This window comes from Candidatus Omnitrophota bacterium, from assembly GCA_040755155.1.
In the GTDB taxonomy this organism is placed as follows: domain Bacteria; phylum Hinthialibacterota; class Hinthialibacteria; order Hinthialibacterales; family Hinthialibacteraceae; genus JBFMBP01.
In genome coordinates this window covers 139,754-164,635 of the sequence record JBFMBP010000150.1, presented here as the reverse complement: position 1 = coordinate 164,635, position 24,882 = coordinate 139,754, and the positions used below count along the sequence as shown (strand labels likewise).

The window sequence follows — 24,882 nt, the reverse complement described above, 5'->3', positions numbered from 1 at the left end:
GTTGAGATAAGTCTAACAAAATCAACCCCCCTCTAACTCCCCCCAAGCTTGGGGGGAGAATTGAAAAGAAAATTATACCATTTTTTCAAGAACCTCAAAATGATAGATGGGAGATAACGCGCAGGGTAAAAAGAAAAATGGCCAGGCCCAGAATTGAACTGGGGACACAAGGATTTTCAGTCCTCTGCTCTACCAGCTGAGCTACCCGGCCACGACGAAAGTAATTTATACTTTCAGAGTCAATATCTGTAAAGTCTCAGAACCCGTCCCCAGGCGATTTCGTCCGTTAAAAGGGTAGGAATCCCTGATTTTTGACGATATGATTTTTCCATCCTAAGCGGAGAGAAATGCTATGGCCAGTGAGGAAACGATGAAAAAAATGATCCAGGCTATTCTGGATAAACGCCGGGAGTTGGGCCTGGTGGATTGGGGATTGATCCCCATAGAAGACGTTCTATCGCGCCTCCCCAAAAAGGACTCCGAAAGCGAAACTGGGGATGAAGAGAAAAACAACCTTGCGAAAGAATAAAAAGCCGCCAAAATATTCCACTTGGAAATTCGCCTTTAGCGCCGCATCTACGATACCAACCGGTTTCTAAATGGAACCGTCAACGGAGAGTATGGAATGATTTGGATTTGGCTCGCCATCTACACGCTTATCGGCATCGCCGCCATGATATACGCTTTCTATTCCGACCGGGTGAAATTCACCCTCGCCGACCATCTTCCCGAAGTATTGGCGAACCGTAAAATGCTCTTCACCGCCGGCCTGGCGATCGTTCTGATCGGCTTCGGCGCGGCCTACGCCCTTGGCGTTCATCACGCCCTCATTACGCTTTTCGGCGGCTGGATTATGCTGCTGGGTTCGGCGCCTTGGTTCAATCAACGCATCGTCCGCCGCCTGTTCGCCCCGCCGGAACGCCGGATTATCCGAACTACGATTTTTACGGGTTTTGTTATCGCCGTCCTGAGTTCGGGCCGTTTCTACTTTCCGCCGCAATGTTCGCCGAGCGCGTTTCTCTTGGGATTGGCCATCATGATCCTGGCGGGACGATTATGGTGGAATGGGGATACGGAAGGCGATTTATCTTCGCTGGGATTGTAAATCAACAGATATTATTAACTCATGTTACGCAGCCATAGTTCTTTCGTTTTGGCGTTTGTACTTCATCGCCAATTAGTAGAATCGTTCAAAAGAGCAGGAAGGATTCCATTTTGTTGCGTTATTGAATCACGAAACCACGAAAAGGCTCGAATTCCACGAAATTTTCGAATCACGGATATATGGGTCGCGTTTTTCGACCCATCATAATTTTAGGAGCGTAGTAAGTAATTGATGGGTCAAAAAACATGATCCATCCTACGATATGATTTACGCGTCAACAAATTCGAGGTATTCCGCTCATTCCTTCCAACGCTCGCACGCGGGCGATTAGAAGAAGTACTTTATCGGGGTCTTTCTTTCCTATTACCGACTCTACGCCGGAGGAGAGATCGACGCCGTAAGGTTGGACCGCCGTTACGGCTTCGGCGACGTTTTCGGGATTCAAGCCTCCCGCCAGCAGCATTGGCCGCGGCGATCGTTCTCGGATCCACCGCGCCGTCCGCCAATCCACCGTCTTGCCGGTTCCCCCTAGTTTTCGCCGTCCGCCCTCCATGCAAGAAGCGTCGATGACGAACCGGTCGACGCTCGCCTCGGCGTATTCCTTTATGCTCCTTAGAAACGCTTCCAAATCCAGCGCTTCACCGCTCTCGCTGGCGGGCAAGTGCATGGCTTTCCAAATTTCGCAGGAGACGCGGCTTTTCAAGGCGCAAACCAACTCCGGCGGCTCAAAGCCATGAAGTTGCAATGCGGCAGGAGCGAGCGCCTCCGCCGTTCTTGCATTGCCGTCCAGGTCTTTATCTTGCGTTACGGCCGCTACCGGCAGCGGGGGCGAGACGAACAAGTCGGCCGCTTGTTTCAAAGGATGCGCCCGGATTGAATCGATATCGATCAGAATCCCGCCATAGTCCGCTCCCATCCATGCGGCCATTTCCATATCCGCCCGCGAGGACAATCCACAGATTTTTATTTTGCAGGACATAATAAATCCTTTGAGACTTTGAGACTGCGGGGGTAGCAGCGGGCTACGCTTCGCTTTGAGCCCACTTTACGCGACTTTATCAAGCATACAGGCGAGACGCCTGTTTTACCCGCGCTAAGGGAAATAATCAAAGGCAGGCTTCGCTTTGCCTTTGCCACCCTCCGTTAAGTTATAAAGTCCCAAAAAGGTGGGCTACGCTTCGCTTTGAGCCCACCCTACAGCTCTGATCACTTATTCAACCTACCCGCCCTGCGGCGCCCGCCGGAATCGCCGGATTGAAGCCTATGAGATTATAAGACCGCTTCTTCCAATTTTTTCAAGCCATAGGCGGCGGGAAAGAGGATGGCGCAGGTTTGAATCAACAGGAAAATCGTCGCGTAGAGAATCATTTCCGGCTCCAACGCCAGTTGCCCCACGATATCCGTCCCCGGCGTATGATCCAAAGCGAACCGCGCCAGAAAAGCGACGCTGATGCCGAAATACATCAGCGTCAGAATCATGGCCACTAACGCTCCCGTATCCGAAGTGACTTCCGCCGCGCTGACCGCTTCGAATTTATGAAAGATCGCCCCGAAACCCAGCGACCAACTGGTGAATCCGAAGGAGAAAAGAAATAGTACGAAAGCGCACACGACGTTCAAGGCGGGGTCCACGCCGATAATATGATTCAGCATCAAACCCATGCCCTCGCCGATGGCGAGCAATACCGCCGTATGCAGGTAGTATTTCGTAAAGAAAAAACGTCCGATGCCGATTGCCGAACTTTTCACCGTCCAGAACGCCCGCCCTTCCAGGCTGATCGAGGGAAACGTATAGCGCAGAGAAAGCGTCGCCTGAATGAATCCCAACAGGATCACGTTGAAAAAAGCCAACTGGCTGCGCGCTCGCGTTTGCGGCTCGTCGAAGGTGATATTCTGCGTATGGGCCATGTAGAACAGAATCAACGAGAGGATCAACGCCAACTGTCCCCATTGCGAAAAATCCCGCGCGAAAACGTGAAGCTCTTTATAAACGATTGGGCCTATGCGCCGGGGAAACAGTTTCGTAATCCACAGCCGCTTGCGCCGGAAGCGGCGGCCTTCGCGCCGTTTCTTAAAAAGGCCGATCCGTTCCTGCGACCACAGCCAGGCGTCCGAATACCAGCGCATTCCCAACTCGGCGACCAGGTTCCAGAGAAACAGGGCGTTCGCCCATAACAAGAAAAGGTAAAGGAAAGCGCGCCGAAAATCGTCCGTACGGGCGGAAGCCATCAATTCCGCCATCCATTGGCTAGGAATATAGGGCGAGGAGGAAAGCCGCATATTGGCCAGCGTCTCTCCCAATTTAGCCGCTTCGATATTGTCCAGCATCGCTAACTTCGTCATGGCCGTATAACTTACCACGGCCATTAAGCCCGCGATCGACAAAATCGAACCTATCGCCGTCCGCAATGGGCGTCCTACAAGCCACCGCGCTATGGAGAGGATAATCAAAATGCCGATGGCGCCGCAAATGACCAAAAAACCGATCAATCCAACGAGAACAATGGGATAGAACCACCATCGCGCCTCCAGTTCCCAACCATACGCCGCCACGATAGGCAGACAAAACAAGCCGGAGACCCATCCGCCCAAAAACAAAGTCTCCAAGCATTGGACGCGGTATAAGCGGTCAAGCGGATAGGGCGATCCAAAAAGCGTAGGCAAGTCCCTTCCTCTGAAGAGGGAGGAATAAGCGGTGAGGATGTGTCCCGTCGATACGACAATCAGAATGGCAAAATAGCCGAAGGCCACGATGCGATGCAAAATAATCGGCCCTATGACATTCTGGCTGTAGATGTTTTCGCACAAGCGGGAGACGACGCGAAAACAGAGATACCAAAAAAAGCCTACCAGAAGAAAAAATCCGTAGGATTGGACGAGAGAATCCAGGTTAAGCCGCTTCCATCGCCGAACGGTATAAAGCCATTTTACACGGAGAAGGCATTTGTCCTGCCGCGTCCACATTGCGTACGATCCTTATCCCCCGCTCTTGTCCGAATCGGTTTACAAATCGTTGATTCGATCTTCGTCTAAGGAATGATCCCAATATAAAAACCGGGAACAGCCTTCGCAGATGACGATATCCTGTCCGCGCGTAGTCAATTGAATCAACCGCGGCGTCAATCGGATATTGCATGCGCCGCAATAGCCGCCGTTCGCGGTGGCGAGAGCCTTGCCGCCCTTGCTGTCGAATATGATTTTGAAGCGGCGGTAGAGGTTGGGATCTACATTTTCGATGACCGATTCCGCTTTGGAACGAGCCGATTCCACTTTGCCGCCCAGGCCTTTTTCCTTCTGATCCAGTTCATTCAATTCCGAATGAAATTTCGTTTCTTTTTCTTCCAACTCCATTCGTTTTTGCTTCAACGCCTGGCGTTCCTTCTCGATTTGATCCATCAATTCGATCATTTTTTCTTCGCCGCGGGCGTTTTTGCGATCAATGCCTTCGATTTCGGCCAACGTGGCTTGATATTCTTTATTGTTTTTGATGGAGAGGAGTTGGGCCTCTTTTTTGACGCGCAAGGCTTGATTCTGCTGCAATTCCAACTCGCGCGTTTTTTGTTCCACTTCATGATGCTTGAATCGTTCTTCCGCCGCTTTAGCTTCTTCTCTTAAATTGTTGATGCAGAAAAGAATTTCTTCGCGCCGCCGCGGGATTTCTTGGTATTGCAACTCAAGTTCTCTTTGGATGCTCATTTCCTTCTGAAGCTCCAAAAGCGAATTCAACCTGGGATCCATCTATCGATTCCTTCCCAATGCTCCTTTGGTTCTATTGGATTCGGACGAAAAAAAACCCGCCTTATTCGGGGCGGGGAAATTTTTCATCCACTTTATCCGTAACTTCTTCGATAAATCTCGCTATCGTGATCGAATCGGGCGGTCTCATTTCCGGCCCATTGAAGGCGCTGATATAAGAAGAAGTAATCATTGCAATCAATTCCAATCGTTTCTCGTCGCTTACTCTTTCCGCCATTGTTTTATATCCTCTTCCTACAGTAAAATTATTATAAGGTTCGCAAACCTTAAGCATATTAATTTCATGCTGATTTTGCAAGGGTTTTGCGCCATCTTCCTCTTTACGCCATAGGAAAGCGAAGGATTCGCCTCTCTGCGATGAAAAACGATTTTTTTAAGCCCCGTACGAGATTGTTCGTCCCCGCCGCCGGAGAGCCTTTTTTGGACCTTCGCGATTCGGAGTCCCTCGCCGTGCGCCGGACGCTGCGCTTGCGCCAAGGCGACGCCGCCGCATGCTTCAACGGCGATGGACGGGAATACGAATACGGCGTGGAATCCTCTACGCCGTCCTCGCTGCTCTTGCGTCTGGAAGACTCGCATCCCAATCCGCGAGACGCCTTTCCCGAATGCTCCGTTTTCATCGCCGCGACCAAAGGGAAAACCAAAGACCGCATTGCGCGCGATCTGCCGCCTTTGGGAGCGACGCGCATCGTCTTTTATCGCGCTGCGCGCTCCATTTGCCGCATGAAGGACGATCCGGAGGGACGCTTGCAAAAGATTGCTATTGAAGCCTGCCGTCAATGCGGACGCTCCACCATTCCCCGCGTCGTCGTCGAAGACGCGTCCATCAGCGATTTCTTCAAGAAAGAAAAATGGCCGCCGGATCGCGTCGTCTTTTTTTGGGAAGAGGCCAAGTCCATTCCGCCCTTCCGCATTCCCGGCGACGATTCTCCGTTGTTTATCATTTTCGGGCCGGAAGGGGGTTTTTCGCCTGAAGAGGCCGATTTCGCCCGCCGCCAAGGCTTCCAATTCGGCGCTCTCGGCTCTCGCATTTTGCGCACCGAATTGGCGGCGGTCGCCGGACTTGTCCTGGCGCAGGCGCAGAGGAATTTGTTTTCGGCGGTTGCCTGAATCTTGATTTCCATGAGGAAAAACTGGATGGCGCGATAACGATTCTTGGATTGAATCGCGAAACCGCGATGAGGAAAGAAAAACACGAAAAAAAACATCGGAGTGAGGGATTGCGCTACGAAAGTGTTTTTCTGTGAAATTCATAAATCAGCTGCGATATAAGCGAAACCCTTGGGATGGCGCCGAAGCCGATTACAATTTTCTCGAATGCAATGTTGAAATGACTCTTATTTTATCCAGTATCGTAAAAGCGATCTTTTTATGACCACCGCCAACGAAAAACCAAAGCCTCGTTTCTTGATTCAGACGCTGGGCTGCAAGGTCAATCAATACGATTCGGAGCGCATCCGCTCGCAGCTGGTGCGTAGGGGCTGCGTTTCCGTTGGAGAAGCGGAGGGCGAGACGCCGAACTTGATCATCGTCAACACCTGTTCGGTAACCTCGGAAAGCGACCGCAAAGGGCGGCAATTGATCCGCAAAATGATCCGCGCTTATCCCCAGGCTCGCGTTGCCGTTACCGGTTGTTATTCCGAACGCAAGCCGGAAGATATTTTAGGCATCGAAGGGGTTCGGGAAGTCGTCGCCATCGAAGACCAGGAAGCCTGGATCGAAAGGTTGGCGGAAGAATTGGGGTGGGGTTGCGAAGATCAGGACGGCTTATGGAGCGGCGGCATCGACGTCTTCGAAGAGCATACGCGCGCTTTCGTCAAAATTCAGGACGGCTGCGATTTGAAATGCACTTTTTGCAGCATTCCCGACAGCCGGGGACGGGCGCGCAGCCGCCTTATCCCCGAAATTCTCTCCGAAAGCCAGGAACTGGCAAGACGGGGCTATCCGGAAATCGTGCTCTGCGGCGTTTGCATCGGCCATTACGGTCGCGGACAAAATTTTGGCCTGATCGAATTGTTGAAAGGCATGGCGAATCTAAAAGGCATTAAACGCATTCGCATCTCTTCCCTCGAACCGCAGGACATAACGGAGGATTTATTAGGAACGATGGCTCAACATAACGTTGTTTGTCCTCATTTGCATTTGCCTTTACAGAGCGGCTCTAACCGCATCCTGCGGCGCATGAAGCGACCCTACGTATATGAATTATTTAAAGAGAAGATCGTTTTTGCCCGGAAGATCATGCCCGGCTTCGAAGTTTCCACCGACATCATGACCGGCTTCCCCGGCGAGTCGGAAGAAGATTTCGAATGCAGTTTGCAGGCGGTGCGGGAGATACGATTCAGCAAAGTGCATTCTTTCCGTTTTTCCGTTCGAGAGAATACGCCCGCCGCGCGCATGAGAGAATTTCTGCCGCCCACGGTCGTCGAAGAGCGCCGCCGGCGGCTCGATGAGGCGGCCAAAGAAGCGGCGGACGAGGCGAAGCAAGCATACGTCGGGCGCTCGTTGCCTGTTTTAGCGGAATCGTTCCGGGAAGGAAAAGGCTCTGGTTTTACGCCGAATTACCTGCGCGCCGATTTCACCGCATCCCGGACAGTGGCGCGGGGGGAAATCGTCGACGTACGATTGACTCGCCTCAAGAATGGCCGCCTTCAGGGAACGGCCGTCGATTGATCTGACGACAAGGAAACGAAATTCCATGATGAATCAACCGCTTTATCTGGGAACCGTGCGCATTGGGGAACGGAACATTCAACTGGCGGGCTACAACGGCCCGCCGCTGGCGGTGCGCATCGGCGGCGCCGTTTTCGTCACTGGGGACGGCTGCGAAATCGCGGGCCGCATCATGAATCCCATCTGCTTCGGCAAAGACTGCGGCTGCGGCCCCGACGCCATCGTCTTGGAAGCCGCGCCGGAGAAATTAGCGTCTACCCCCGCCGAAATCGAATCTTTTGGCCGCCGATGCCGCATCGAACCCTACCACGGCGCCTATCTGGTTATCCGCCAAGGCGGCCGGCTGATGATTACGGGACGCGATTGCGAAATCGTCGGCGCCGTCGTTTGATATTTATCTTGTCAAGTTATTTCAGGCGTTCGAAAAGTCGTGTAAAATAGTATTATCCGCTGCGAGGAGAAAAATCATGGCTGGACCCTCTCCTATATCAACACCCATCCAATTCACGTATGAAGACTATCTTCATTTCTCCGACGACAAGCGTTATGAAATCATCGAGGGAGAGGTTTACATGGTTCCATCGCCCTTTACTAATCATCAACAAGTATCCAGAAGACTTGAACGTTTAATAGAGGATTATGTCATGGCGAGAGATTTAGGCGAAATCTTCGACGCTCCTCTCGACGTCGTTCTCTCCGATATCGATGTGGTTCAGCCGGATATATTTTTTATCTCCAACAAAAATTCCGGAATCATTACGTATAAGAACATTCAAGGCGCGCCGGATTTGGCGATTGAAATTCTCTCGCCTTCTTCCGACCATAAGGATAAAGTGCTGAAAAAGAAACTCTACGCTAAATACGGCGTTAAGGAATATTGGCTCGTCGATCCCGACGCCAAACAGATACAAGTTTTTACGCTGAAGGACGCCGCATTGACGCAATGGAACGCTTATCGCTTGGACGAGACCATGCAATCCGCGCTTTGGCCGGAGTTGAATCTCGAATTGAAATCGATTTTTGGATAATAATCATGGCTGGACCATTCACAATCTCAACCCCCATTCAATTCACCTACGAAGACTATCTCCATTTCTCCGACGAGAAGCGCTATGAAATCATCGAGGGAGAAGTATATATGGTTCCATCGCCCCTGATTTATCATCAAAGAGTTTCCAGAAATCTCATGCGCCTAATCGAAGATTTTGTTTTGGAGAAAAATTTAGGCGAAGTATATTATGCGCCGCTCGACGTCGTTCTCTCCGACATCAACGTCGTCCAGCCGGATATTCTTTTTGTTTCCATTGAAAACGCTGGAATCATAACGGATAAGAACATTCAGGGCGCGCCGGATTTAGTTATAGAAATTCTTTCTCTATCTTCCGATCATAAGGACAAAGTGTTGAAGAGAAATCTCTACGCCAAATTCGGCGTTAAGGAATATTGGCTCGTCGATCCCGACGCCAAACAGATACAAGTTTTTACGCTGAAAGATGGCGCTCTGGCGCCGTGGAACGCTTATCGCTTGGACGAGACCATGCAATCTGCGCTTTGGCCGGATTTAAAACTCGAATTGAAATCGATTTTCGGTAGGTAAGATCATGGCTGGATCTACTCCCATTGCAACGTCCATTCAATTCACATACGAAGACTATCTCCATTTCTCTGAAGACAAGCGCTATGAGATCATCGAGGGAGAGGTTTACATGGTTCAATCGCCCCTGACTTATCATCAAAGAGTTTCCGGCAACATATTTCGAGTCATAGCGGAATATGTAGAAGATCGTCATTTAGGAGTAACATTCTCTGCTCCTCTGGACGTCGTCCTCTCCGACATTGACGTCGTTCAGCCGGATATCCTTTTCGTCTCCAACGAGAATGCCGGAATCATTACGGATAAAAATATTCAGGGAGCGCCGGACATGGTTATTGAAATTCTCTCTCCCTCTTCCGATTACAAAGATAAAGTACTAAAAAGCAAGCTATACGCCAAATTCGGCGTCAAGGAATATTGGCTTGTCGATCCCGGCGCCAAGCAGATTCAGGTTTTTACGCGCAAAGACGCCGCTCTGGCGCTATGGAACGCTTATCGCTTGGACGAAACTATGCATTCCGCGCTTTGGCCGGAGTTAATACTCGAATTGAAATCGATTTTTAGGTAGGTAAGATCATGGCTGGACCAACTCCCATTGCATCGTCTATTCAATTTACTTATGAAGACTATCTCCATTTCTCCGACGACAAGCGTTATGAAATCATCGAGGGAGAGGTATACATGGTTCCATCGCCCCTTACTTATCACCAAAGAATTGCTTTGAATTTATCGATGGCGACAAACGATTATGTTGTAAGAAATTGTTTTGGCGAGGTATTCATTTCCCCTCTCGATGTCGTCCTCTCCGATATCGACGTTGTCCAGCCGGATATATTTTTCATCTCCAACGAAAATTTAAGGATTATTACAGAGAAAAACATTCAGGGCGCGCCGGACTTAGTTGTCGAAATTCTCTCTCCCTCTTCGGATTACAAAGATAAAGTACTAAAAAGCAAGCTCTACGCCAAATACGGCGTCAAGGAATATTGGCTTGTCGATCCCGGCGCCAAGCAGATTCAGGTTTTTGCGCTCAAAGACGCCGCGTTGGCGCTATGGAACGCTTATCGTTTGGACGAAACCATGCATTCCGCGCTTTGGCCGGAGTTAAAACTCGAATTGAAATCGATTTTTAGGTAAGAAAGATCATGGCTGGATCTACTCCCATTGCATCGTCTATTCAATTTACTTATGAAGACTATCTCCATTTCTCCGACGACAAGCGTTATGAAATCATCGAGGGAGAGGTATACATGGTTCCATCGCCCCTTACTTATCACCAGAAAGTATCCATCCGACTTGAACGTTTCGTCGAGGATTATGTTATAGAGAGAGATTTAGGAGAAATTTACCATGCTCCTCTCGATGTCGTCCTCTCCGATATCGATGTCGTCCAGCCGGATATTCTTTTTATCTCTAATGACAACGACGGGATCATCACGGAAAAGAATATTCAGGGCGCGCCGGATTTGGTTATCGAAATTCTTTCTCCTTCCTCCGACCATAAGGATAAAGTGCTTAAAAAGAAACTCTACGCCAAATACGGCGTCAAGGAATATTGGCTTGTCGATCCCGGCGCAAAGGAGATTCAGGTTTTTACTCTGAAAGACGCCGCGCTGACGCTGTGGAACGCTTATCGCTTGGACGAGATTATGCAATCCGCGCTTTGGCCGGAGTTGAAACTCGAATTGAAATCGATTTTCAGATAGAGGCTCATGCAAAATTTAAAATGTATGTTACGCGCTATACGAAATTAAAGAAATCTTATGCTATCGTCGTTTGAATCACGAAGACGCGAAAGGAAAAAGAAAAGCACGAAAAAAGAAAAGAAAAACCGTTGATGTAAGGAATCGCGCTGAGCGGAAGAATTTTCCGTGAAATCCAAATGAATTCACAATATCCGTGATCCAAAAATTTCGTGGAATTCAAGTTATTTCGTGTTTTCGCGATACAAATACGCAACAGAAATATTGCCAATGCGCCGTTCTGGGACGGTTTCTCCAACTTATGGGCGAGACGCCCGCTCTCCCAGGCTCGTAACGTGGGTTATAAAGTTATAGTAACGAAAAGAAAGTTATCTCACAACAAAAACGTCAATAAATTCCGGCTCGTCTATTCCACAGAGCGGCGTAATTTCGTCTCCCTTCCCCGCAAAAAAAATTGAGCGAAAATAAAACGTGGATTAAATTTTTAAAAACCGGCGATACTCCCATTTTTCCGCCTACTCACCCTCAGCCGATAGATGGAGGTTTGAATCCAGAATGAATTCTTTACCTGAGCGATTGCAGCGGCTCGTGGAAGCGACTGGTCTTGGACTGAATGCGATCAAGACGAAATTGAAGGCGCAAAAAATCGAGACGCCTTCCTGGGGTTACGGCGATTCGGGAACCCGCTTCGGCGTTTTCAAACAGGCGGCCGCCGCGAAGACCTTGGAACATAAATTGGAAGACGCCGCGACGGTTCACCGCTATACTGGCATTGCTCCTTCCGTCGCTCTGCACATTCCTTGGGATAAAGTGGACGATTGGAACGCCTTAAGGCAAAAGGCTGATAGTTTGGGTATTAAGATCGGCGCCATCAATCCCAACGTTTTTCAAGACCAACAATATAAACTCGGCAGCATAACCAACGCCGATCCCGCCATTCGCCGCCAGGCCGTCGATCGCATGTTGGAATGCGTGGAGATTATGCGCCAGACCGGCTCGAATATCCTGAGCCTTTGGTTCGCCGATGGAACCAACTACCCCGGCCAGGGGCACTTCCGCCGGCGCAAGCAATGGGTGCAGGAATGCCTTCAAGAAGTCTATGCCGCTATGGAAGCGCCCATGCGGATGCTGCTGGAATACAAACTCTTCGAACCCGGCTTCTATCACACCGACATAGCGGATTGGGGCATGTCCTGCGCCATCTGCGATAAGCTGGGCGAGCGGGCGCAAGTGCTTGTCGATCTCGGCCACCATGCCCAAGGCGTCAACATCGAACACATCGTCGCCTTCCTATTGGATGAAGGCAAACTTGGCGGCTTCCATTTCAACAACCGCAAATCCGCCGACGACGATCTCACTGTTGGCTCCATCAATCCCTACGAACTCTTCCTTATCTACAATGAATTGACGGACGTCGAACTCGATCCTTCGATGAAATCCGATATTGCTTTCATGATCGATCAAAGCCACAATCTCAAGCCGAAAGTGGAGGCGATGATCCAATCGGTTCTCGCTTGCCAAAAAGCGTACGCCAAAGCCTTGCTGGTGGATCGCAAGGCATTGCGCGAGGCGCAAATGGCGGGAGATATCGTCGGGGCGGAAGAAATCCTCGTCGCCGCCTATGAAGCTGACGTGGAGCCGCTTTTGCAGGAAGTTCGCCAAGAAATGGGCGTCGACCCGCAACCACTGGCCGCCTATCGCCGCAGCGGTTACGAGCGCAAAGCCGCCGAAATCCGTTCCCGCATGGAGGGCGCGAAGACGCTTGGATAAACCGCATCGATCCATTCCAGCGCAGAAACTTTAACGAATCCGGATATTTCATATCCGAAATCGTAATTATTTTTTCATTGGACATTCTAGGAGAAAAATTCTCCACAACTATAGAATGAGGAACAAACTCGAAAGGAGAATAGCAAGACGATGGAAGTTATCATCAAGAGCAACTACGAGGAAATGAGCAAAGAGGGCGCGAAGATTATCGCGGAATTGGTCCGAAACAAACCGAATTGCGTTCTCGGCCTCGCCACCGGCAGCACTCCGATTGGCTTGTATAAAGAGCTGATTCGCATGCACAAGAACGAAGGATTGGATTTTTCTAAAGTAACCACCTTCAATCTGGACGAATATTACGGACTGCCTACGTCCCACGATCAGTCTTATCATTATTTCATGCACGACAATCTTTTCAATCATATCAATGTGCGCCCCGAAGCGATTCACGTGCCCAGCGGCACCGCTTCCGACATTGCGGCCTTCTGCGAATGGTATGAAGACGAAATCGAAGCGGCGGGCGGAATCGACATTCAGGTTCTGGGTATCGGCGGCGACGGCCATATCGCTTTCAACGAGCCGGGTTCTTCCCTCGCCTCCCGCACGCGCTTAACCACGCTTACTGAGGAGACCATCGTGGACAACGCCCGTTTCTTCGCCAAGAAGGAAGACGTTCCCCGTTACGCCGTGACGATGGGCGTCGGCACCATCATGGATGCGGGCCAATGCCTCTTGCTATGCAACGGCGAAAAGAAAGCGGGCGTCATCGCCGAAGCCATCGAAGGTCCCATCACCGCCAGCATCACGGCTTCCGCCTTGCAAATGCATCCCCATCCGACATTCATTTTGGACGAGCCGGCCGCCAAAAAACTGAAACGGTACGACTACTACAAATGGATATACAACAATAAACCGTGCGCGTAATCGCCGACGGGTAGAACGAGAATCTAGCGAGGGGGGCCGAATCCGTTGCGGTTTAGCCTCCCTCATCTACGGTAAGGAGATCGACTATGGCTCAGTTCATCATCTTGTTTGAAGACGAAGGGTTTGTTAATCTTCGTCCATTGACCTACAACCGGCCGGTTTACGATTTACGCTGCGGCGTGCGGCTGCTTCACGAAAAAGTCAAAGCGGCCTACCCGAAAGCGGAATTCGGCTATCATGTCCAAGAATGCCTTACGGAACTCGTCAAACAACAAAAAGGAACTAACAAAGTCAACGGCGGCTTCGGCGACAAAGCCTTGATGCTGAACGGCCGCGTTATCTGGGACAGCACGCTAACCAAATTGATCTCTCCGGAAGGGGAAGATCATGTATTTTACGAAGGCGACGCCGTCGTCGCCGCCCGCCTTTCCGGCGAGAATTTCGCCAATATCGACTGGTCGAAGCCTATCTCCGTAACTTCCTTCTTAGGCATCGCTTCCAGTAAGGTTAAAGCGAATATCGTTACGTATCCCTGGGATATGGTGCATCACAATCCCAAGCAGCTTGAGATCGATATGGCGTCGATGGGATGCAACGGCGCTAAAGACGGAAAAATTTATGATGGCGTTCATCTCTTGGCGCCGGAACGCATTACGGTGGCGCAAGGCGCTTCCATCAAACCCGGCGTTGTTCTTGACGCCGAAGGCGGCCCCATCTTCATCGACGAAGGGGCGAAAATATTCCCGCAAGCCGTCATTGAAGGCCCTTGCTACGTGGGCAAAAAATCCGCTATTAAGATTGCGGCCAAGATTTACGAAGGAACCAGCATCGGCGAAGTGTGCAAAGTCGGGGGCGAAGTGGAAGAGAGCATCATCCATTCCTACAGCAACAAGCAGCACGAAGGCTTTCTGGGACACGCCTATTTGGGAATGTGGGTGAACCTAGGCGCCGACACCAACAACAGCGATCTCAAAAACGACTATGGAACGGTAACCTGCTTCATCAACGGCGAACCGGTATCTACCGGCAGCCAGTTCGTTGGCTCCACCATCGGCGATCATTCGAAAACCGGCATCAATACCATGTTGAACACCGGCACCATCGTTGGCGTTTGTTGCAATATCTTCGGTTCCGATTTTCCTCCCAAATTCATTCCCTGTTTTTCGTGGGGAGGAGCAAACCGCATGGTGGAATACCAATTCGACAAGTGCATGCAGGTCGCCCGACGCGTGATGAAGCGGCGCAATATGGACCTGACCGACGTGGAAGAGAGCGTCTTCCGTAAAATTTACGAAGAAACTGCCCGCAAACGCAAGGATTTCTTCGTCCTTCACCAATAAGCCTAAAAGCAGCGATTCGTAACGAGTGACAAGTGATTAGTAAAAGAAATTCAGCGACTTACGTAATACGTTCCACACGCCTTTTGGGTGATTAGGAGGCTATTACGCATCATTATTAAAAATTAAGATTATTATTCTCAAACAAATTGCCAACTGCCGTTTTTAGGATAAACCAAGCCAATCCTTTCGCGTTCTAAAACCTTATTGGAACGTCCATCCAACTCAGTTATTCCACCTCGAAGGAAGGACGGATTTCCCCCGTCTTTCCTTCGAGAAATGGATTTCGGCCGACTAAAAAAATTTAACCAACGCTTAACTAAAGCCGCTCGCCAATAAAGATGAAGCATTGTTTTTTTTACTCGGATCTGTCAAAATGAATTACAATAAATAGAGACGGAAAGACAAGAATCGATGGTTGAATCTTAACTTATTGATATGAACGATTCATCCTTCTATCTCCATAAACGGCGGAAGCATATCCGGCCCATTCATCATTGGTGGGGATGGCTGGTCTTTCGTTATGCGGGCAGGAATATGTCATCGAAAAATTCCGCCCGATCGAGATTTTTTTACAATGTAATCGCGTGTCTCTACGATCGTCTTTACGCGGACCAGATATTCGCTTACCGGCGCGTAGTTCGGATGGTGGTCGACAGTTCGATTCGAACGGGCGACCGCGTCTTGGATTTAGGTTGCGGAACCGGCCTGCTAATGGATATGGCGGCGGAAAAAGCCAGATCCGTCTACGGTTTGGATATTTCCTTCAGTATGATTCGTGGAGCGCGGAAAAAAATGAAAAAACGCGCCCATACTCATCTCATCAACGGCGATTGCCGCCAACTTCCATTGGGCGGGAAATTCGATAAAATCCTATCCAGTTTCATGCTGGTCATTCTCGATCGCCCGGCGAGACGGGAAGTCATCCGCAGCCTTTATCCCCTTCTCGAAGAGGACGGCGAGTTGATTTTCATCACCTCGCGCGAGGAATTTTCTCCGCAATGGTTATCGCAGCGGGAATGGACGCAATATTGCTGCGACGCGGGCTTCCGTTTCGTGGAATTTGAAGAATGCTATGGCTATTACCGGGTTGTGAGGGCGCGAAAGAATCCCAAGGCGAAGGAAATATAGTTTTATCCTTTCAACGCCAGTATGGATTGGTTTGGATGTTCATCCAGGAATGGCGAGTAAAATTTCGCCGGTTCATCGGCGTGTATATAATTTTTTTTGAAACAGGGTTGAGGATGTTGCTCTCGCGTCAGGAGAATCGTAATCTTTTTATAAGCGAATCAACGTCCTATCGAGTTTGGGTAAAAGAGATCCGATATCCTGAAGGTGAGGTTATACGATGATGAAAGGGTTGATGGCATTAATTTTCGGAGTTGCGGGAATCGTCTTGATGCAGGGTTGCGCTTCGGCGCCCTGGCAAGCGAAACGCGATGTAGCCGTCATGGACGGGGTTGTCCACACAGCGCGCCAAGGAGAAACGCTTGACGCAATCGCCGAAGCCTATGAAATCTCTCCCCAATTACTCAGCCGGGTAAACGGAATATACGATCCCAATACGATCAAGCCGGGGACTCGTCTTTTCATCCCCGGCGCTACGGAACTGCGCTCCGTCGAACCGAAGGCGGTTAAGGAAGCCAAGAGGGATGGACTTTACCATTTGGTAGGGCCGGGGGAGACGCTTGCGGCCATCGCTCACGCTTATGACATCTCCACGGAAGAATTGCAGAGGGTTAATAATATCAAGGATATCTCTCTCATCAAAACCGGCGACCGGCTTTGGGTTCCTCGCGCCAAGGAAGTGCAAGACATCGAAGTACCCAAAGTTACTATTGTGACGGAAAAACCCGTCAAAAAAGAGGCGCAAGACCCCCGCATTACAGAAAAAATCGTTCCACCTCCCGCCGTTTCGCGTCTGGAGAAGACAGAAAGCGATAAACCTGTAGGCAAAACGGTGGAATTTCCCCGCGAAGTGACAACCATCGGCCCGGAGAAATTCCAATGGCCTATAAAAATTAACTTCCGCATCCTTCGCCCCTTCAGCGAATCCCCCGCCAATTTCAACTCTGGCGTCGATTTGGGCGTAGATAGTGGGACGCCTGTTTACGCTGCAGCGGACGGCGAGGTTCAGCTGGCGGGGGGCGTGACGGACGAACTCGGCAGCGGCTACGGCAACCACATCATCCTGTATCACGGCGAACGCAACAACAAAGGCATCCGCACGATTTATGCTCATAACAGCGAAAATCTCGTTAAAACCGGCCAAAAAGTCAAACGCGGGGACATGATCGCCCGCGCTGGAAATACGGGACAACCAGCAGTAGCGGATGGAGGCATTCTCCATTTCGAAATCCGAGAAGTAGGAAAAGCGCTCGATCCCATGAAGGTTCTTCCGCCCCTTAATTAATTAGCGAGAGAAACGATTTCGCTTTTATTCGAAACTTTTTTTTGAGGATAGGGATAGTTAAAAAAAAACTGAATCGTTTCTTTATTCCCTTCCCCTTCCGGGGATGGATTTGATACAATGGCTTAAAATTTTTAGCGCCGCCCATAGTGGAACGCACCGAAACCGTATTAAATAAGATGGTTTGCAACGTGAAATTACTGATGGTCTCATCTTTGAAATTCGTTAGAACGAGTGGTGATAAAAATGAGTGACGAACGGCGGATTTTCGAACGCGAGAATGTTCGCATCCCTTTCATTTACAGTTTGGACGAAGGCGCCTCTTTCAATGAAGGGGAATGGAAAGAAGCCGTGACGGTGGATATCGGCCCCGTCCTTGTCGGCGGCCTTGCCTTTTATACCGAGGACGATGTTGCGATCGACGATCCTATCCGAATTGCTCTTTTTATGGATCTTTCGCTAAAAAAAGTATGGCAAGAAGAATCAGACGAGTTTCCCGCCATTTACCACGGCAACATTTGCCGAATCGAAAAAGACGAAACGGGGAAAAAAGCCGCCGTCATCTTTCGAGGATTCGAGAAGCAATTTAACGAAACGCCGGAATAAATAGGTTGTGGAATATGTTGGACGCGGCTAAATCGGTTCGAGAATTCGCCGTGGGCCAAACAAATCCGGAAATATTGACCGAAAATAAATCTTTTTCCATGCTTCTTTTTGGGGTTCGTTTTCGAAAACATCAAGAGTCAAAAACAAAACCGGGGCGCGAAGTTTCGCGCCCCGGTTTTCGTTAGTCATGAATCCGTTTACCGTTTCAGGTTCACCACTTCCTGCAAGATTTGATCGCCAGTTGTAATCACCCGCGTATCGGCTTGGTAGGCCCGTTGCGCCACGATGAGATCGGTAAATTCGCGCGCCAGATCTACGTTGGAGAGTTCCAACGTCCCGGAATTGATGGTTCCTCCCGTTATGCCCGCCTGAAGGTTGGTATCGATGGGGCCGGAGTTGGGACCGGCGCTGAAATAGGAGGAGCCTTCTTGAATTAAGCCGCCCTCGTTGATAACGTCGCCCAACGCGATCTGCCCCATCGTCTGGACGTCGCCGTTGGTGAACGATCCCCAGATTTTTCCATCCACCCCAATGCTGACATTATCCAAGGTTCCCATGGCGCGTCCGTCCTGGCTGCTCAATTCAGCCGTACTGGAGCCGCTGTTCTGAGTAATATTGCTCATATCCAGAGTAAACATAATCTTATTGACTCCATAAAACTGCGGATCGCTGTTATCTGGATCGAAGGCGACGGTCGGCGTCGCTCCCGAATCGTAATGGGAAAAATCTCCCAAAGAATCGAAGATCAAACTTCCTGTCGTTCCTGTTGGCTCCGAACGGTAATCGTTGGGCGTTACGATTTGGTAATTCACCGTATTTTGCATTTGCTTTTCGATCTTGACGGCGTTGGTTTCAAAGGCGGGGGCGTCTTTCAGCGCAACGATGCCGTTTGGAATGGAACCGATCCGGTCCAAGCTATTGTCTCCGTCGGCGTCGGCGGCGATTCCATACCCTTTCTGATTGAATAGGGCGCGGAACGCGGTCGATTGGGCGGTGAAGGCTTCTTTGCCGCTGAATTTTTCTGTTGTCAATGTCGTCGTCGTGCCGAACTTCCCGGAGCTGAGCGCGATCAAACGAACGCCGGAATCGTCTACGCCTGTCGGCGTGGCGAGAGTGGGATCGCCCGTAACGGCCGTCGTACTATCAAAGTCCGTATTGCCGACGGTGAAGGCGATGCTATTGGCCGCGAAGAGGTCGGTTGCGAAAGGATCGGCGGTTTTCACGAAGCCGGATACCCCTCCGCCGTCCGTTACGTCGTCATCTACCTCGCCGTCTTTGAAAAGCGTGGTTCCGCCTCCGGCGGCCGTTTGCCTATCCACCGTGCTGATGCGAACGGAGCGCGTCTTTGCTGCGAGATCGAACATCAATCCCAATTTATCCGCTCCGCCTGCGTTGGTCGCCAAGTTGCTATTAATCGTCGCATCGGTGGAAGCGCTCGCTCCCAAACTGCCGCCGATCGCTTTGAAACTGATGCTGCCATCCTCGGCTATTTTGACTTCGATTTTGGGCGTTGTTGCGGGTACGGTAAAGCCAGTAGCGCTTGTGCCGATCGGCAGGGTTGTCGATCCGGCGTTGATTTTGTCGATATTATTGGCGACTTGGCTGATCGTTTTGTTTAATCTTTCTTCGATATTTTTCCGAATGTCTTCCAGCGTCGTCGTTTCTGAAAATCCCGAATTCCCCATCAAGCCGCCCAGGTTGGTTTCGCTGGGGACGTTCAGGTAACTGCTGTCCGTTACATCCAATCCGGCCTGCGTGACTTCAGCGCTAGCCGTCCCTTTGGGATCGACGAATTCATTCCCATTGATGGAAAGGAAGCCGTCGGACAACCGGATGGCGATCAAATTGGGATTCGTCTCTCCATCCAAGAAAGTAAAAACTCCTTGCGTGGCCACGATATTGCTGACCTGCGTGGCGGTATAAACGGCCGTATTCGTCTTGGGATCAAGGACGGGATCGCTGTATTCGATCTGCGCCGGAACGATGCCGCCGGGAATCAAAAATCTACCTTCGTTGTCTTTCAACTCGCTCAACAACGAATCGCCGTCCGCGCCGGGCTTTTCCGTATCGGCGGTTAATCCAACGGAGACGGTATGGGAATCGCCTTGCGAATCGTATACTTCGATGCTGGTGGTTACGTCCGCCTGGCGCAGGGTGTTCGTCGATACGCTTTCGTTCGCTTTGATATCCAACGTCTTGGTGAAATTGGGATCGCCCTGGTTGATGAAGAGTTCGCCCATGCGTTGGTTCGTCGTCTTTGGCGGTTCGGAGTCGTTGCCTCTCGCAGCCAGCCCCACTCTCATTCCCATAATCTCGTTGCTCCCCCGGTTGCTAAAGAGAAAATTTCCCGTATCGGCGTCGTAAGTGACTTCGATATCGCTTTCGGCGCCCGTTTTTCTATCGGCGACGGCCTGATCGAGATAGTTTTGAATGGCGCTCTTCAAATCGTCGATCGTCGTCGTCGACGTGACGGTCATAATGACGCCTTTTTTCCCTGAAAAGATTTCCGCTTGGGTCAAATCGATCGGGTCCGTATTGGTCGTCGGCGGATCGGCGAGTTTCAGAAAGCCGGTCTCGATTTTGATCTCATCCCCGTTAACGAGTCCGAAAGAATTTCCATCGGCGTCGAATAGACCCAACAGATTCGTCGTCTTAGAGGCTTTTAGAACATCGACGCCGCTGTCGGTTTCTCCGATGCGCGCGTCGAAGTTGCCTCCCGCCGTCACGTTTTCCGTCGCCTTCGCCTTGGACTCTTTGGCGTAATCGATAGAGAGATCGCTAGGACTCCCGCCCGTATTGAGAACGCCTTGACTGTTCGACGTCCATCCCTGCAGCCTGTAACCCGTTCCGGCATCGACGATCCGCCCTGTATTATCTAAGGAAAAATTTCCCGCCCGCGTCAAATATTGTTGATTCGAAGCGCTTTTAACAACGAAAAAGCCTTTTCCTTCGATGGCCAGATCCAGCAGGCGTCCGGTGGTCTGGGTAGAGCCTTGGGTGAAAATCGTATCCACGCTGCCTAATTTCACGCCTTTTCCGATTTGGCGGGGATTGATGCCGCCGCGGGTTCCCGTGTTCCCGGTTCCGTAAAACAGCGATTGGTAAAAAATATCGTCGAACGTCGCCCGCGACGCCCGGAATCCGGTAGTATTAACGTTGGCGATATTGTTGCCGATTACGTCGATGTCGTGCGACATGGCGTTGAGTCCGGACAATCCCACGTATAACGAATTTACCGTCATGATGAAATGACCTCCCTGTCCTTTCAATAATCTTGTTTTCTAGTTATAGATGGTTTCGACGGAAGCCAGAGAGATTGGCTGTCCATCGACGATCAACAACGGCGATCCGTCTTGGAACGTGACGCCTTCCACGGCGCCGAGTCTTACGATCGGCAATTCGCTGACGGTCCCGTCTTCTGCTGGAATTCCCGCTGCGATGGTATAACTTCCGGAAGCCAAGGAAGCGCTTCCGTCCAACGTATATGAGTATCGGCCCGCTTCCGCCGCCGTTACCGTATCGGTATAAACTGTTTCCCCCGCTTCGTTCGTCACTTTCACCGCCACCGTTCCCGCTCGATCGACGGCGATTTCGAAATTGACGTCGTTTCCTTTCTCGAATTGGAAATCGCTCTCCGCCATCGTCACGGTCTTTCCGATCAGAGAGAGAGCCTGCGTCGTGGAGTTAGAACTCTGTCCATCGACCAATTCTTGCAGCAAATCGGTATGATTAGTGAGTTGCTCCAGCGAGCTGAAAGTCGCCAATTCCGCCACGAATTCCTGATTCTCCATGGGATTGAGCGGATCCTGATTTTGCAATTGGGCTACGAGCAACTTCAAGAAGTCCTCGCGATTGACGATATCCGAACCCAACTTCGTCGTCGTCGAGGAATTCGTTGACGATGGCTGCGCACTGTTAATGGCTGATGCGACCATAGGTTTTATCTCCGCAATCTCGATTGAGTCGGACGCCTTCGAACCGGCGCCGATTTTCCGGTTTGTTTTCCCGCTATACGAAATACTCTTGGGAGGAATAGCGTCCGCCGCTCCAGGAAGACGTTCCTCGCCGCTGTTGCTTGGCTCCGCCGTTCCGTCCGCTGGTTTCGCCGCGCGGCCGGGAATGCGCTTCCTCCCGGTCGTTCTCTTGGCGTCCGTTGGCATCTTCTTTCGCCACGACTAAGCGCTCTACCTTAATACCCTGATCGTCGAAAGCGGAACGCAAGAAGGAAATATTTTGTTCCAGCATGGCCCGCGTTTCCGGCTTCATCGCCATGATATGAGCGGTCAACGCTCCACTTTCCATTTTCAATTGAATATGCACTCGCCCTAAAGATTCCGGTTCGAGCTGCATACGGATATGGCTTCGCTCCGATCCCAGCGATCCTTGCACGGCGCGTACGATCTGCTGCGCGGCGTTCTCCTGCATCTTGGCGATTTGTTCGGCGTATTCTTTCGCCATGCTCGGCGCGGCAGCTTCCGGCGATGAACTAGCGGCGTTCGCCGATGGAGTGGAGTGAGACGGTGCGGACTGCGCTGGCGGCGCATTGTTAGCGGCAGGCGCTTCCGGCGCCGAGGCGGATTTCGGAGGAGCGGCGGCCGTTTGGCTGTCGTTCCAGTTTTCCAGAATCACCCGTTCGAAATGCTGTTTGATCTGTTCTCGGGAGGTTTCCGCTTTCCGTTCGATAGGCTTTTCAGCGGCGTTTTCCGGATCGGCTTTTTTAATCGATTCGAAAAATCTCTCTTCCTTCTTTTCCGTTTCTTGACCCTTGCCGAGAATTTCCACCGCTTCCTCGATCTTTACCGAACCCATATCGGTTTCCATATCCCGTTTCAGGCTGATGGTTGCGGTTTGGTTGGAATCGTTCTCCGCTTGCCCGAATGAGTCTTCGCTATTGCTCGTCTCCGCGGCTAGCGTCACTTTTTCGCTCTTCCCGCCCGTCAGCGCCGACGCATCTTCCGCATCCACGGTAAAGAGAACGGCGCGGGGGCGTCCCAAATCCTCTTTGACGGGCGCGGCGTCTTGATGCAACGGCGCGGCATATGCGATGGCGTCTCTCTCCGCCGAAGTTTCCTGGGCGGGCGCCGCCGCCGTTTCGCGTTGGATTTCCACATCTTTCTTTATTTTATAGGGCGATTCCGTATTCTCCGATTCTTTAACGGCGCTCAGGGGCTCGGAATTGCGGTGAGATTTTACGGATTCTCTCGTTCCAATTTTCTCGACGGCCGCATCGTCCTTATCGTCTTCGGTGCGATTCGTTTTATCGCTGGCAGGGACGGAATCTTGGACGAGAAGACCGGCGGAGAGACTCTCTTTCGGGGAAGATGGCTTGGTTTTCTCTTCCGCCTTGCCTTCTGGCGCGGCGTTCTCGGTCTTGGCTTTCGAATCGGTCTGGGAAACAAGCCAATCTTTCCCCTTTATCTTTTTCGTTTCGATCTCATCCGCCGGGACTTCATCGTTCCGTTGGGATATTAAATTTTTCAGGAAGGAGGAATTCGATTCGGCGTTAATAGCGTTTGTCTTCTCGAAGAGATTGCCGGCAGGCTTCTCTTTATGGATTGATGTCGCCGTTTCTTCGGCATTAGCCGCTTCTTTATCTTCGATGTCATTCGGCTCGACGGCGTTCTTTGTCTTATTCGCACTAGTTTCTGCTAGATTGTTTTTATGATTCGCGCCGGATTCCACCGTCAATTTGGATTGAAACGCCGTTTTATGTTCCTTGGTTTCGGCGGCGATCTTATTTTCCCGTTTATCTTTCATCGGCTCGATTGCAGCTTCCTTTTTCCCACCTATTTCTTTCGATAACTCGAGGATAGCATCCTTTTTCCCCCCTATTTCTTTCGATAACTCGAGGACAGCTTCCTTTTTCCCCCCATTCTTTTTCGACAATTCGATGACAGTTTCCTTTTTTCCGGAATTCCCATTCAACCAATCGATAACGACTTCATCTTTTCCTGAATTTTCAGTTAACGGCGTTTCGCCGGATTCGTTTTTACGAAAATCTAAAATTTTATTTTCTAAAGCCGTTTTCTTGTTTTCGATAGGAAGATATTGGGGAACATGATCTTGAGATAATGGAATCGAGGGATTATCGGAATCGGTATTTTCTCGAATTTCGCCATTCGAAGAGGGGGCGGCCGTTATCTCTTCTTTTTCTTTCTTTGCTTGTTTTGTATTAACGCCGACGGTTGAGTCGTCTTTTTTATGCGTTTTTTCTCCGCCGACCTTTTCTAAAACCAACGCCTGTTGCGATTCGGAAGGTTCTTTTAAAGAACGAAGCGTTTCCGTGGAGGCGGAAATCAAGCCTTTTTCGATTTTCTGCGCGGGAGCCGCCGTATGATCTTCGATGGGGTGCAGGTTTTCTTCAGTGATATCCAGGCTTTTGAGTTGTTCTTTGATGGAATCCGGCAACTGGTCGAACGAAACTTTGATTTTTCCTTCCTCATCGAGTTGAACGCTGCCTTTGGGCAATTGAATGACGCGGACGAAAATCGGTTCTTCGTTCTCTTTTACGCTCTTCTCCATCCCCAACGCTTCGGCGATTTTCCCCTTAATCGCGCGTACGCCGCCCAGCGGATCCTTTATGGAAGCCGTCTCTTTCCTGGAAGCCGTGTCCTTCCTGGAAGTCGAATCGATCTTGGAAATTGATTCGATCTTGGAGATCGTTTCCCCTTCGTTGGTTTCTTCGGCGTTTTCTTTTTGGGGGAAAAGCAAGGCTTTTTGCAGGTGTTTTTCAAAAGAGACGGCGTTGGTTTTTGCGTTGGTTTTTCCGTTCTTAACGGCAAACTTGTCCGTTTTCTCGACGGAGAGAGAGAGGCGGTTGAGTAAAGTCAGCCCTTTTTCCATCATGCCATCCGTGGTCTCTATTATTGGCAGCTCCGGCCAATTGGGGCAATGCGTCAGGTTTGTTTTTCGCAAACCGGGCGCCAATCGTTCATTCATCTGCAGAGGAAAAAAAATTTCAAACAAAAACGAATGATTTTACTAAAGTAATCTATTTTCCCGCC

General features: G+C 50.5%; 23 protein-coding genes and 1 tRNA gene. 16 read left to right on the top strand and 8 right to left on the bottom strand.

The annotated features are described in order from the left end of the window. Positions 1-138: 138 nt before the first annotated feature. A tRNA-Phe gene (locus AB1656_23505) sits at positions 139-211 on the bottom strand. A 141-nt stretch (positions 212-352) separates the two neighbouring features. On the opposite strand from AB1656_23505, the gene AB1656_23500 reads away from it, so the two are divergent. Continuing rightward, on the top strand, positions 353-529 hold the full coding sequence (locus tag AB1656_23500; GenBank protein ID MEW6238362.1) for a hypothetical protein: 177 nt from the start codon (positions 353-355) through the stop codon (positions 527-529). 96 nt (positions 530-625) lie between these two features. Beyond that, on the top strand, positions 626-1,105 hold the full coding sequence (locus AB1656_23495) for a hypothetical protein (protein MEW6238361.1): 480 nt from the start codon (positions 626-628) through the stop codon (positions 1,103-1,105). A gap of 274 nt (positions 1,106-1,379) precedes the next feature. Here the strand turns inward: AB1656_23495 and AB1656_23490 are convergent, their stop codons facing one another. The 4 genes from AB1656_23490 to AB1656_23475 form a co-directional block, all read right to left on the bottom strand. Beyond that, positions 1,380-2,084 carry a phosphoribosylanthranilate isomerase gene (locus tag AB1656_23490; protein MEW6238360.1) on the bottom strand — a complete coding sequence of 235 codons (705 nt, stop codon included), beginning with the start codon at positions 2,082-2,084 and terminating at the stop codon, positions 1,380-1,382. 290 nt (positions 2,085-2,374) lie between these two features. Beyond that, entirely contained in the window at positions 2,375-4,069 is a 1,695-nt protein-coding gene (locus tag AB1656_23485) for a hypothetical protein (GenBank protein MEW6238359.1), read from the bottom strand. Between the two features lie 39 nt (positions 4,070-4,108). Further along, on the bottom strand, positions 4,109-4,801 hold the full coding sequence (locus AB1656_23480; protein MEW6238358.1) for a hypothetical protein: 693 nt from the start codon (positions 4,799-4,801) through the stop codon (positions 4,109-4,111). Positions 4,802-4,904: 103 nt separating this feature from the next. Next, complete coding sequence (locus tag AB1656_23475) at positions 4,905-5,078, bottom strand: hypothetical protein (GenBank protein MEW6238357.1); 174 nt, start codon at positions 5,076-5,078, stop codon at positions 4,905-4,907. Positions 5,079-5,218: 140 nt separating this feature from the next. Here AB1656_23475 and AB1656_23470 point away from each other — a divergent pair, with 140 nt between their 5' ends. From AB1656_23470 to AB1656_23405, 14 genes are all read left to right on the top strand, one after another. Then, positions 5,219-5,971 carry an RsmE family RNA methyltransferase gene (locus tag AB1656_23470; protein ID MEW6238356.1) on the top strand — a complete coding sequence of 251 codons (753 nt, stop codon included), beginning with the start codon at positions 5,219-5,221 and terminating at the stop codon, positions 5,969-5,971. Positions 5,972-6,232: 261 nt separating this feature from the next. After that, positions 6,233-7,534 (top strand): tRNA (N(6)-L-threonylcarbamoyladenosine(37)-C(2))-methylthiotransferase MtaB, encoded by a 1,302-nt coding sequence (mtaB, locus tag AB1656_23465; protein ID MEW6238355.1) that lies wholly within the window; start codon positions 6,233-6,235, stop codon positions 7,532-7,534. 25 nt (positions 7,535-7,559) lie between these two features. Next, positions 7,560-7,925, top strand: coding sequence for a hypothetical protein (locus AB1656_23460; GenBank protein ID MEW6238354.1), 366 nt, complete (start codon positions 7,560-7,562; stop codon positions 7,923-7,925). A gap of 76 nt (positions 7,926-8,001) precedes the next feature. Further along, complete coding sequence (locus AB1656_23455; protein ID MEW6238353.1) at positions 8,002-8,562, top strand: Uma2 family endonuclease; 561 nt, start codon at positions 8,002-8,004, stop codon at positions 8,560-8,562. Positions 8,563-8,567: 5 nt separating this feature from the next. Next, positions 8,568-9,131: a Uma2 family endonuclease gene (locus AB1656_23450; protein MEW6238352.1), complete on the top strand. Its 564-nt coding sequence runs from the start codon at positions 8,568-8,570 to the stop codon at positions 9,129-9,131. A gap of 4 nt (positions 9,132-9,135) precedes the next feature. After that, the gene (locus AB1656_23445) at positions 9,136-9,696 is read left to right on the top strand and encodes a Uma2 family endonuclease (protein ID MEW6238351.1); all 561 of its coding nucleotides are present in this window, start codon (positions 9,136-9,138) and stop codon (positions 9,694-9,696) included. An 8-nt stretch (positions 9,697-9,704) separates the two neighbouring features. After that, on the top strand, positions 9,705-10,265 hold the full coding sequence (locus AB1656_23440; GenBank protein ID MEW6238350.1) for a Uma2 family endonuclease: 561 nt from the start codon (positions 9,705-9,707) through the stop codon (positions 10,263-10,265). A gap of 8 nt (positions 10,266-10,273) precedes the next feature. Next, entirely contained in the window at positions 10,274-10,834 is a 561-nt protein-coding gene (locus AB1656_23435; GenBank protein ID MEW6238349.1) for a Uma2 family endonuclease, read from the top strand. Positions 10,835-11,386: 552 nt separating this feature from the next. Then, positions 11,387-12,601, top strand: coding sequence for an L-rhamnose isomerase (rhaI, locus tag AB1656_23430; GenBank protein ID MEW6238348.1), 1,215 nt, complete (start codon positions 11,387-11,389; stop codon positions 12,599-12,601). A gap of 150 nt (positions 12,602-12,751) precedes the next feature. Further along, entirely contained in the window at positions 12,752-13,525 is a 774-nt protein-coding gene (gene nagB, locus AB1656_23425) for a glucosamine-6-phosphate deaminase (protein MEW6238347.1), read from the top strand. Between the two features lie 86 nt (positions 13,526-13,611). After that, positions 13,612-14,865 carry a putative sugar nucleotidyl transferase gene (locus AB1656_23420; GenBank protein MEW6238346.1) on the top strand — a complete coding sequence of 418 codons (1,254 nt, stop codon included), beginning with the start codon at positions 13,612-13,614 and terminating at the stop codon, positions 14,863-14,865. Between the two features lie 435 nt (positions 14,866-15,300). Next, complete coding sequence (locus AB1656_23415; GenBank protein MEW6238345.1) at positions 15,301-15,993, top strand: class I SAM-dependent methyltransferase; 693 nt, start codon at positions 15,301-15,303, stop codon at positions 15,991-15,993. 217 nt (positions 15,994-16,210) lie between these two features. After that, on the top strand, positions 16,211-17,275 hold the full coding sequence (locus tag AB1656_23410) for a LysM peptidoglycan-binding domain-containing M23 family metallopeptidase (GenBank protein ID MEW6238344.1): 1,065 nt from the start codon (positions 16,211-16,213) through the stop codon (positions 17,273-17,275). Positions 17,276-17,518: 243 nt separating this feature from the next. Further along, positions 17,519-17,878, top strand: a complete 360-nt coding sequence (locus tag AB1656_23405; protein ID MEW6238343.1) for a hypothetical protein — start codon at positions 17,519-17,521, stop codon at positions 17,876-17,878. 197 nt (positions 17,879-18,075) lie between these two features. Here AB1656_23405 and AB1656_23400 read toward each other — a convergent pair whose 3' ends face one another. The 3 genes from AB1656_23400 to AB1656_23390 form a co-directional block, all read right to left on the bottom strand. Further along, a complete protein-coding gene (locus AB1656_23400) occupies positions 18,076-21,120 on the bottom strand; it encodes a flagellar hook-basal body complex protein (protein ID MEW6238342.1) in 3,045 nt (1,014 codons plus the stop codon). Between the two features lie 39 nt (positions 21,121-21,159). After that, on the bottom strand, positions 21,160-21,813 hold the full coding sequence (locus AB1656_23395) for a flagellar hook assembly protein FlgD (GenBank protein ID MEW6238341.1): 654 nt from the start codon (positions 21,811-21,813) through the stop codon (positions 21,160-21,162). A 73-nt stretch (positions 21,814-21,886) separates the two neighbouring features. Continuing rightward, a complete protein-coding gene (locus tag AB1656_23390) occupies positions 21,887-24,793 on the bottom strand; it encodes a flagellar hook-length control protein FliK (protein ID MEW6238340.1) in 2,907 nt (968 codons plus the stop codon). Positions 24,794-24,882: the final 89 nt, after the last annotated feature.

What these genes read in the sequence shown, in the direction of transcription:
- AB1656_23495 (MEW6238361.1), top strand. Translation starts at nt 626, where the DNA reads ATGATTTGGATTTGGCTCGCCATCTACACGCTTATCGGCATCGCCGCC.
- AB1656_23480 (MEW6238358.1), bottom strand. Translation starts at nt 4,801, where the DNA reads ATGAGCATCCAAAGAGAACTTGAGTTGCAATACCAAGAAATCCCGCGG.
- AB1656_23420 (MEW6238346.1), top strand. Translation starts at nt 13,612, where the DNA reads ATGGCTCAGTTCATCATCTTGTTTGAAGACGAAGGGTTTGTTAATCTT.
- nagB (MEW6238347.1), top strand. Translation starts at nt 12,752, where the DNA reads ATGGAAGTTATCATCAAGAGCAACTACGAGGAAATGAGCAAAGAGGGC.
- AB1656_23455 (MEW6238353.1), top strand. Translation starts at nt 8,002, where the DNA reads ATGGCTGGACCCTCTCCTATATCAACACCCATCCAATTCACGTATGAA.
- AB1656_23405 (MEW6238343.1), top strand. Translation starts at nt 17,519, where the DNA reads ATGAGTGACGAACGGCGGATTTTCGAACGCGAGAATGTTCGCATCCCT.
- AB1656_23410 (MEW6238344.1), top strand. Translation starts at nt 16,211, where the DNA reads ATGATGAAAGGGTTGATGGCATTAATTTTCGGAGTTGCGGGAATCGTC.
- AB1656_23450 (MEW6238352.1), top strand. Translation starts at nt 8,568, where the DNA reads ATGGCTGGACCATTCACAATCTCAACCCCCATTCAATTCACCTACGAA.
- AB1656_23475 (MEW6238357.1), bottom strand. Translation starts at nt 5,078, where the DNA reads ATGGCGGAAAGAGTAAGCGACGAGAAACGATTGGAATTGATTGCAATG.
- AB1656_23415 (MEW6238345.1), top strand. Translation starts at nt 15,301, where the DNA reads ATGAACGATTCATCCTTCTATCTCCATAAACGGCGGAAGCATATCCGG.
- mtaB (MEW6238355.1), top strand. Translation starts at nt 6,233, where the DNA reads ATGACCACCGCCAACGAAAAACCAAAGCCTCGTTTCTTGATTCAGACG.
- rhaI (MEW6238348.1), top strand. Translation starts at nt 11,387, where the DNA reads ATGAATTCTTTACCTGAGCGATTGCAGCGGCTCGTGGAAGCGACTGGT.
- AB1656_23490 (MEW6238360.1), bottom strand. Translation starts at nt 2,084, where the DNA reads ATGTCCTGCAAAATAAAAATCTGTGGATTGTCCTCGCGGGCGGATATG.
- AB1656_23470 (MEW6238356.1), top strand. Translation starts at nt 5,219, where the DNA reads ATGAAAAACGATTTTTTTAAGCCCCGTACGAGATTGTTCGTCCCCGCC.
- AB1656_23440 (MEW6238350.1), top strand. Translation starts at nt 9,705, where the DNA reads ATGGCTGGACCAACTCCCATTGCATCGTCTATTCAATTTACTTATGAA.
- AB1656_23485 (MEW6238359.1), bottom strand. Translation starts at nt 4,069, where the DNA reads ATGTGGACGCGGCAGGACAAATGCCTTCTCCGTGTAAAATGGCTTTAT.
- AB1656_23500 (MEW6238362.1), top strand. Translation starts at nt 353, where the DNA reads ATGGCCAGTGAGGAAACGATGAAAAAAATGATCCAGGCTATTCTGGAT.
- AB1656_23435 (MEW6238349.1), top strand. Translation starts at nt 10,274, where the DNA reads ATGGCTGGATCTACTCCCATTGCATCGTCTATTCAATTTACTTATGAA.
- AB1656_23460 (MEW6238354.1), top strand. Translation starts at nt 7,560, where the DNA reads ATGATGAATCAACCGCTTTATCTGGGAACCGTGCGCATTGGGGAACGG.
- AB1656_23445 (MEW6238351.1), top strand. Translation starts at nt 9,136, where the DNA reads ATGGCTGGATCTACTCCCATTGCAACGTCCATTCAATTCACATACGAA.
- AB1656_23395 (MEW6238341.1), bottom strand. Translation starts at nt 21,813, where the DNA reads ATGGTCGCATCAGCCATTAACAGTGCGCAGCCATCGTCAACGAATTCC.
- AB1656_23400 (MEW6238342.1), bottom strand. Translation starts at nt 21,120, where the DNA reads ATGACGGTAAATTCGTTATACGTGGGATTGTCCGGACTCAACGCCATG.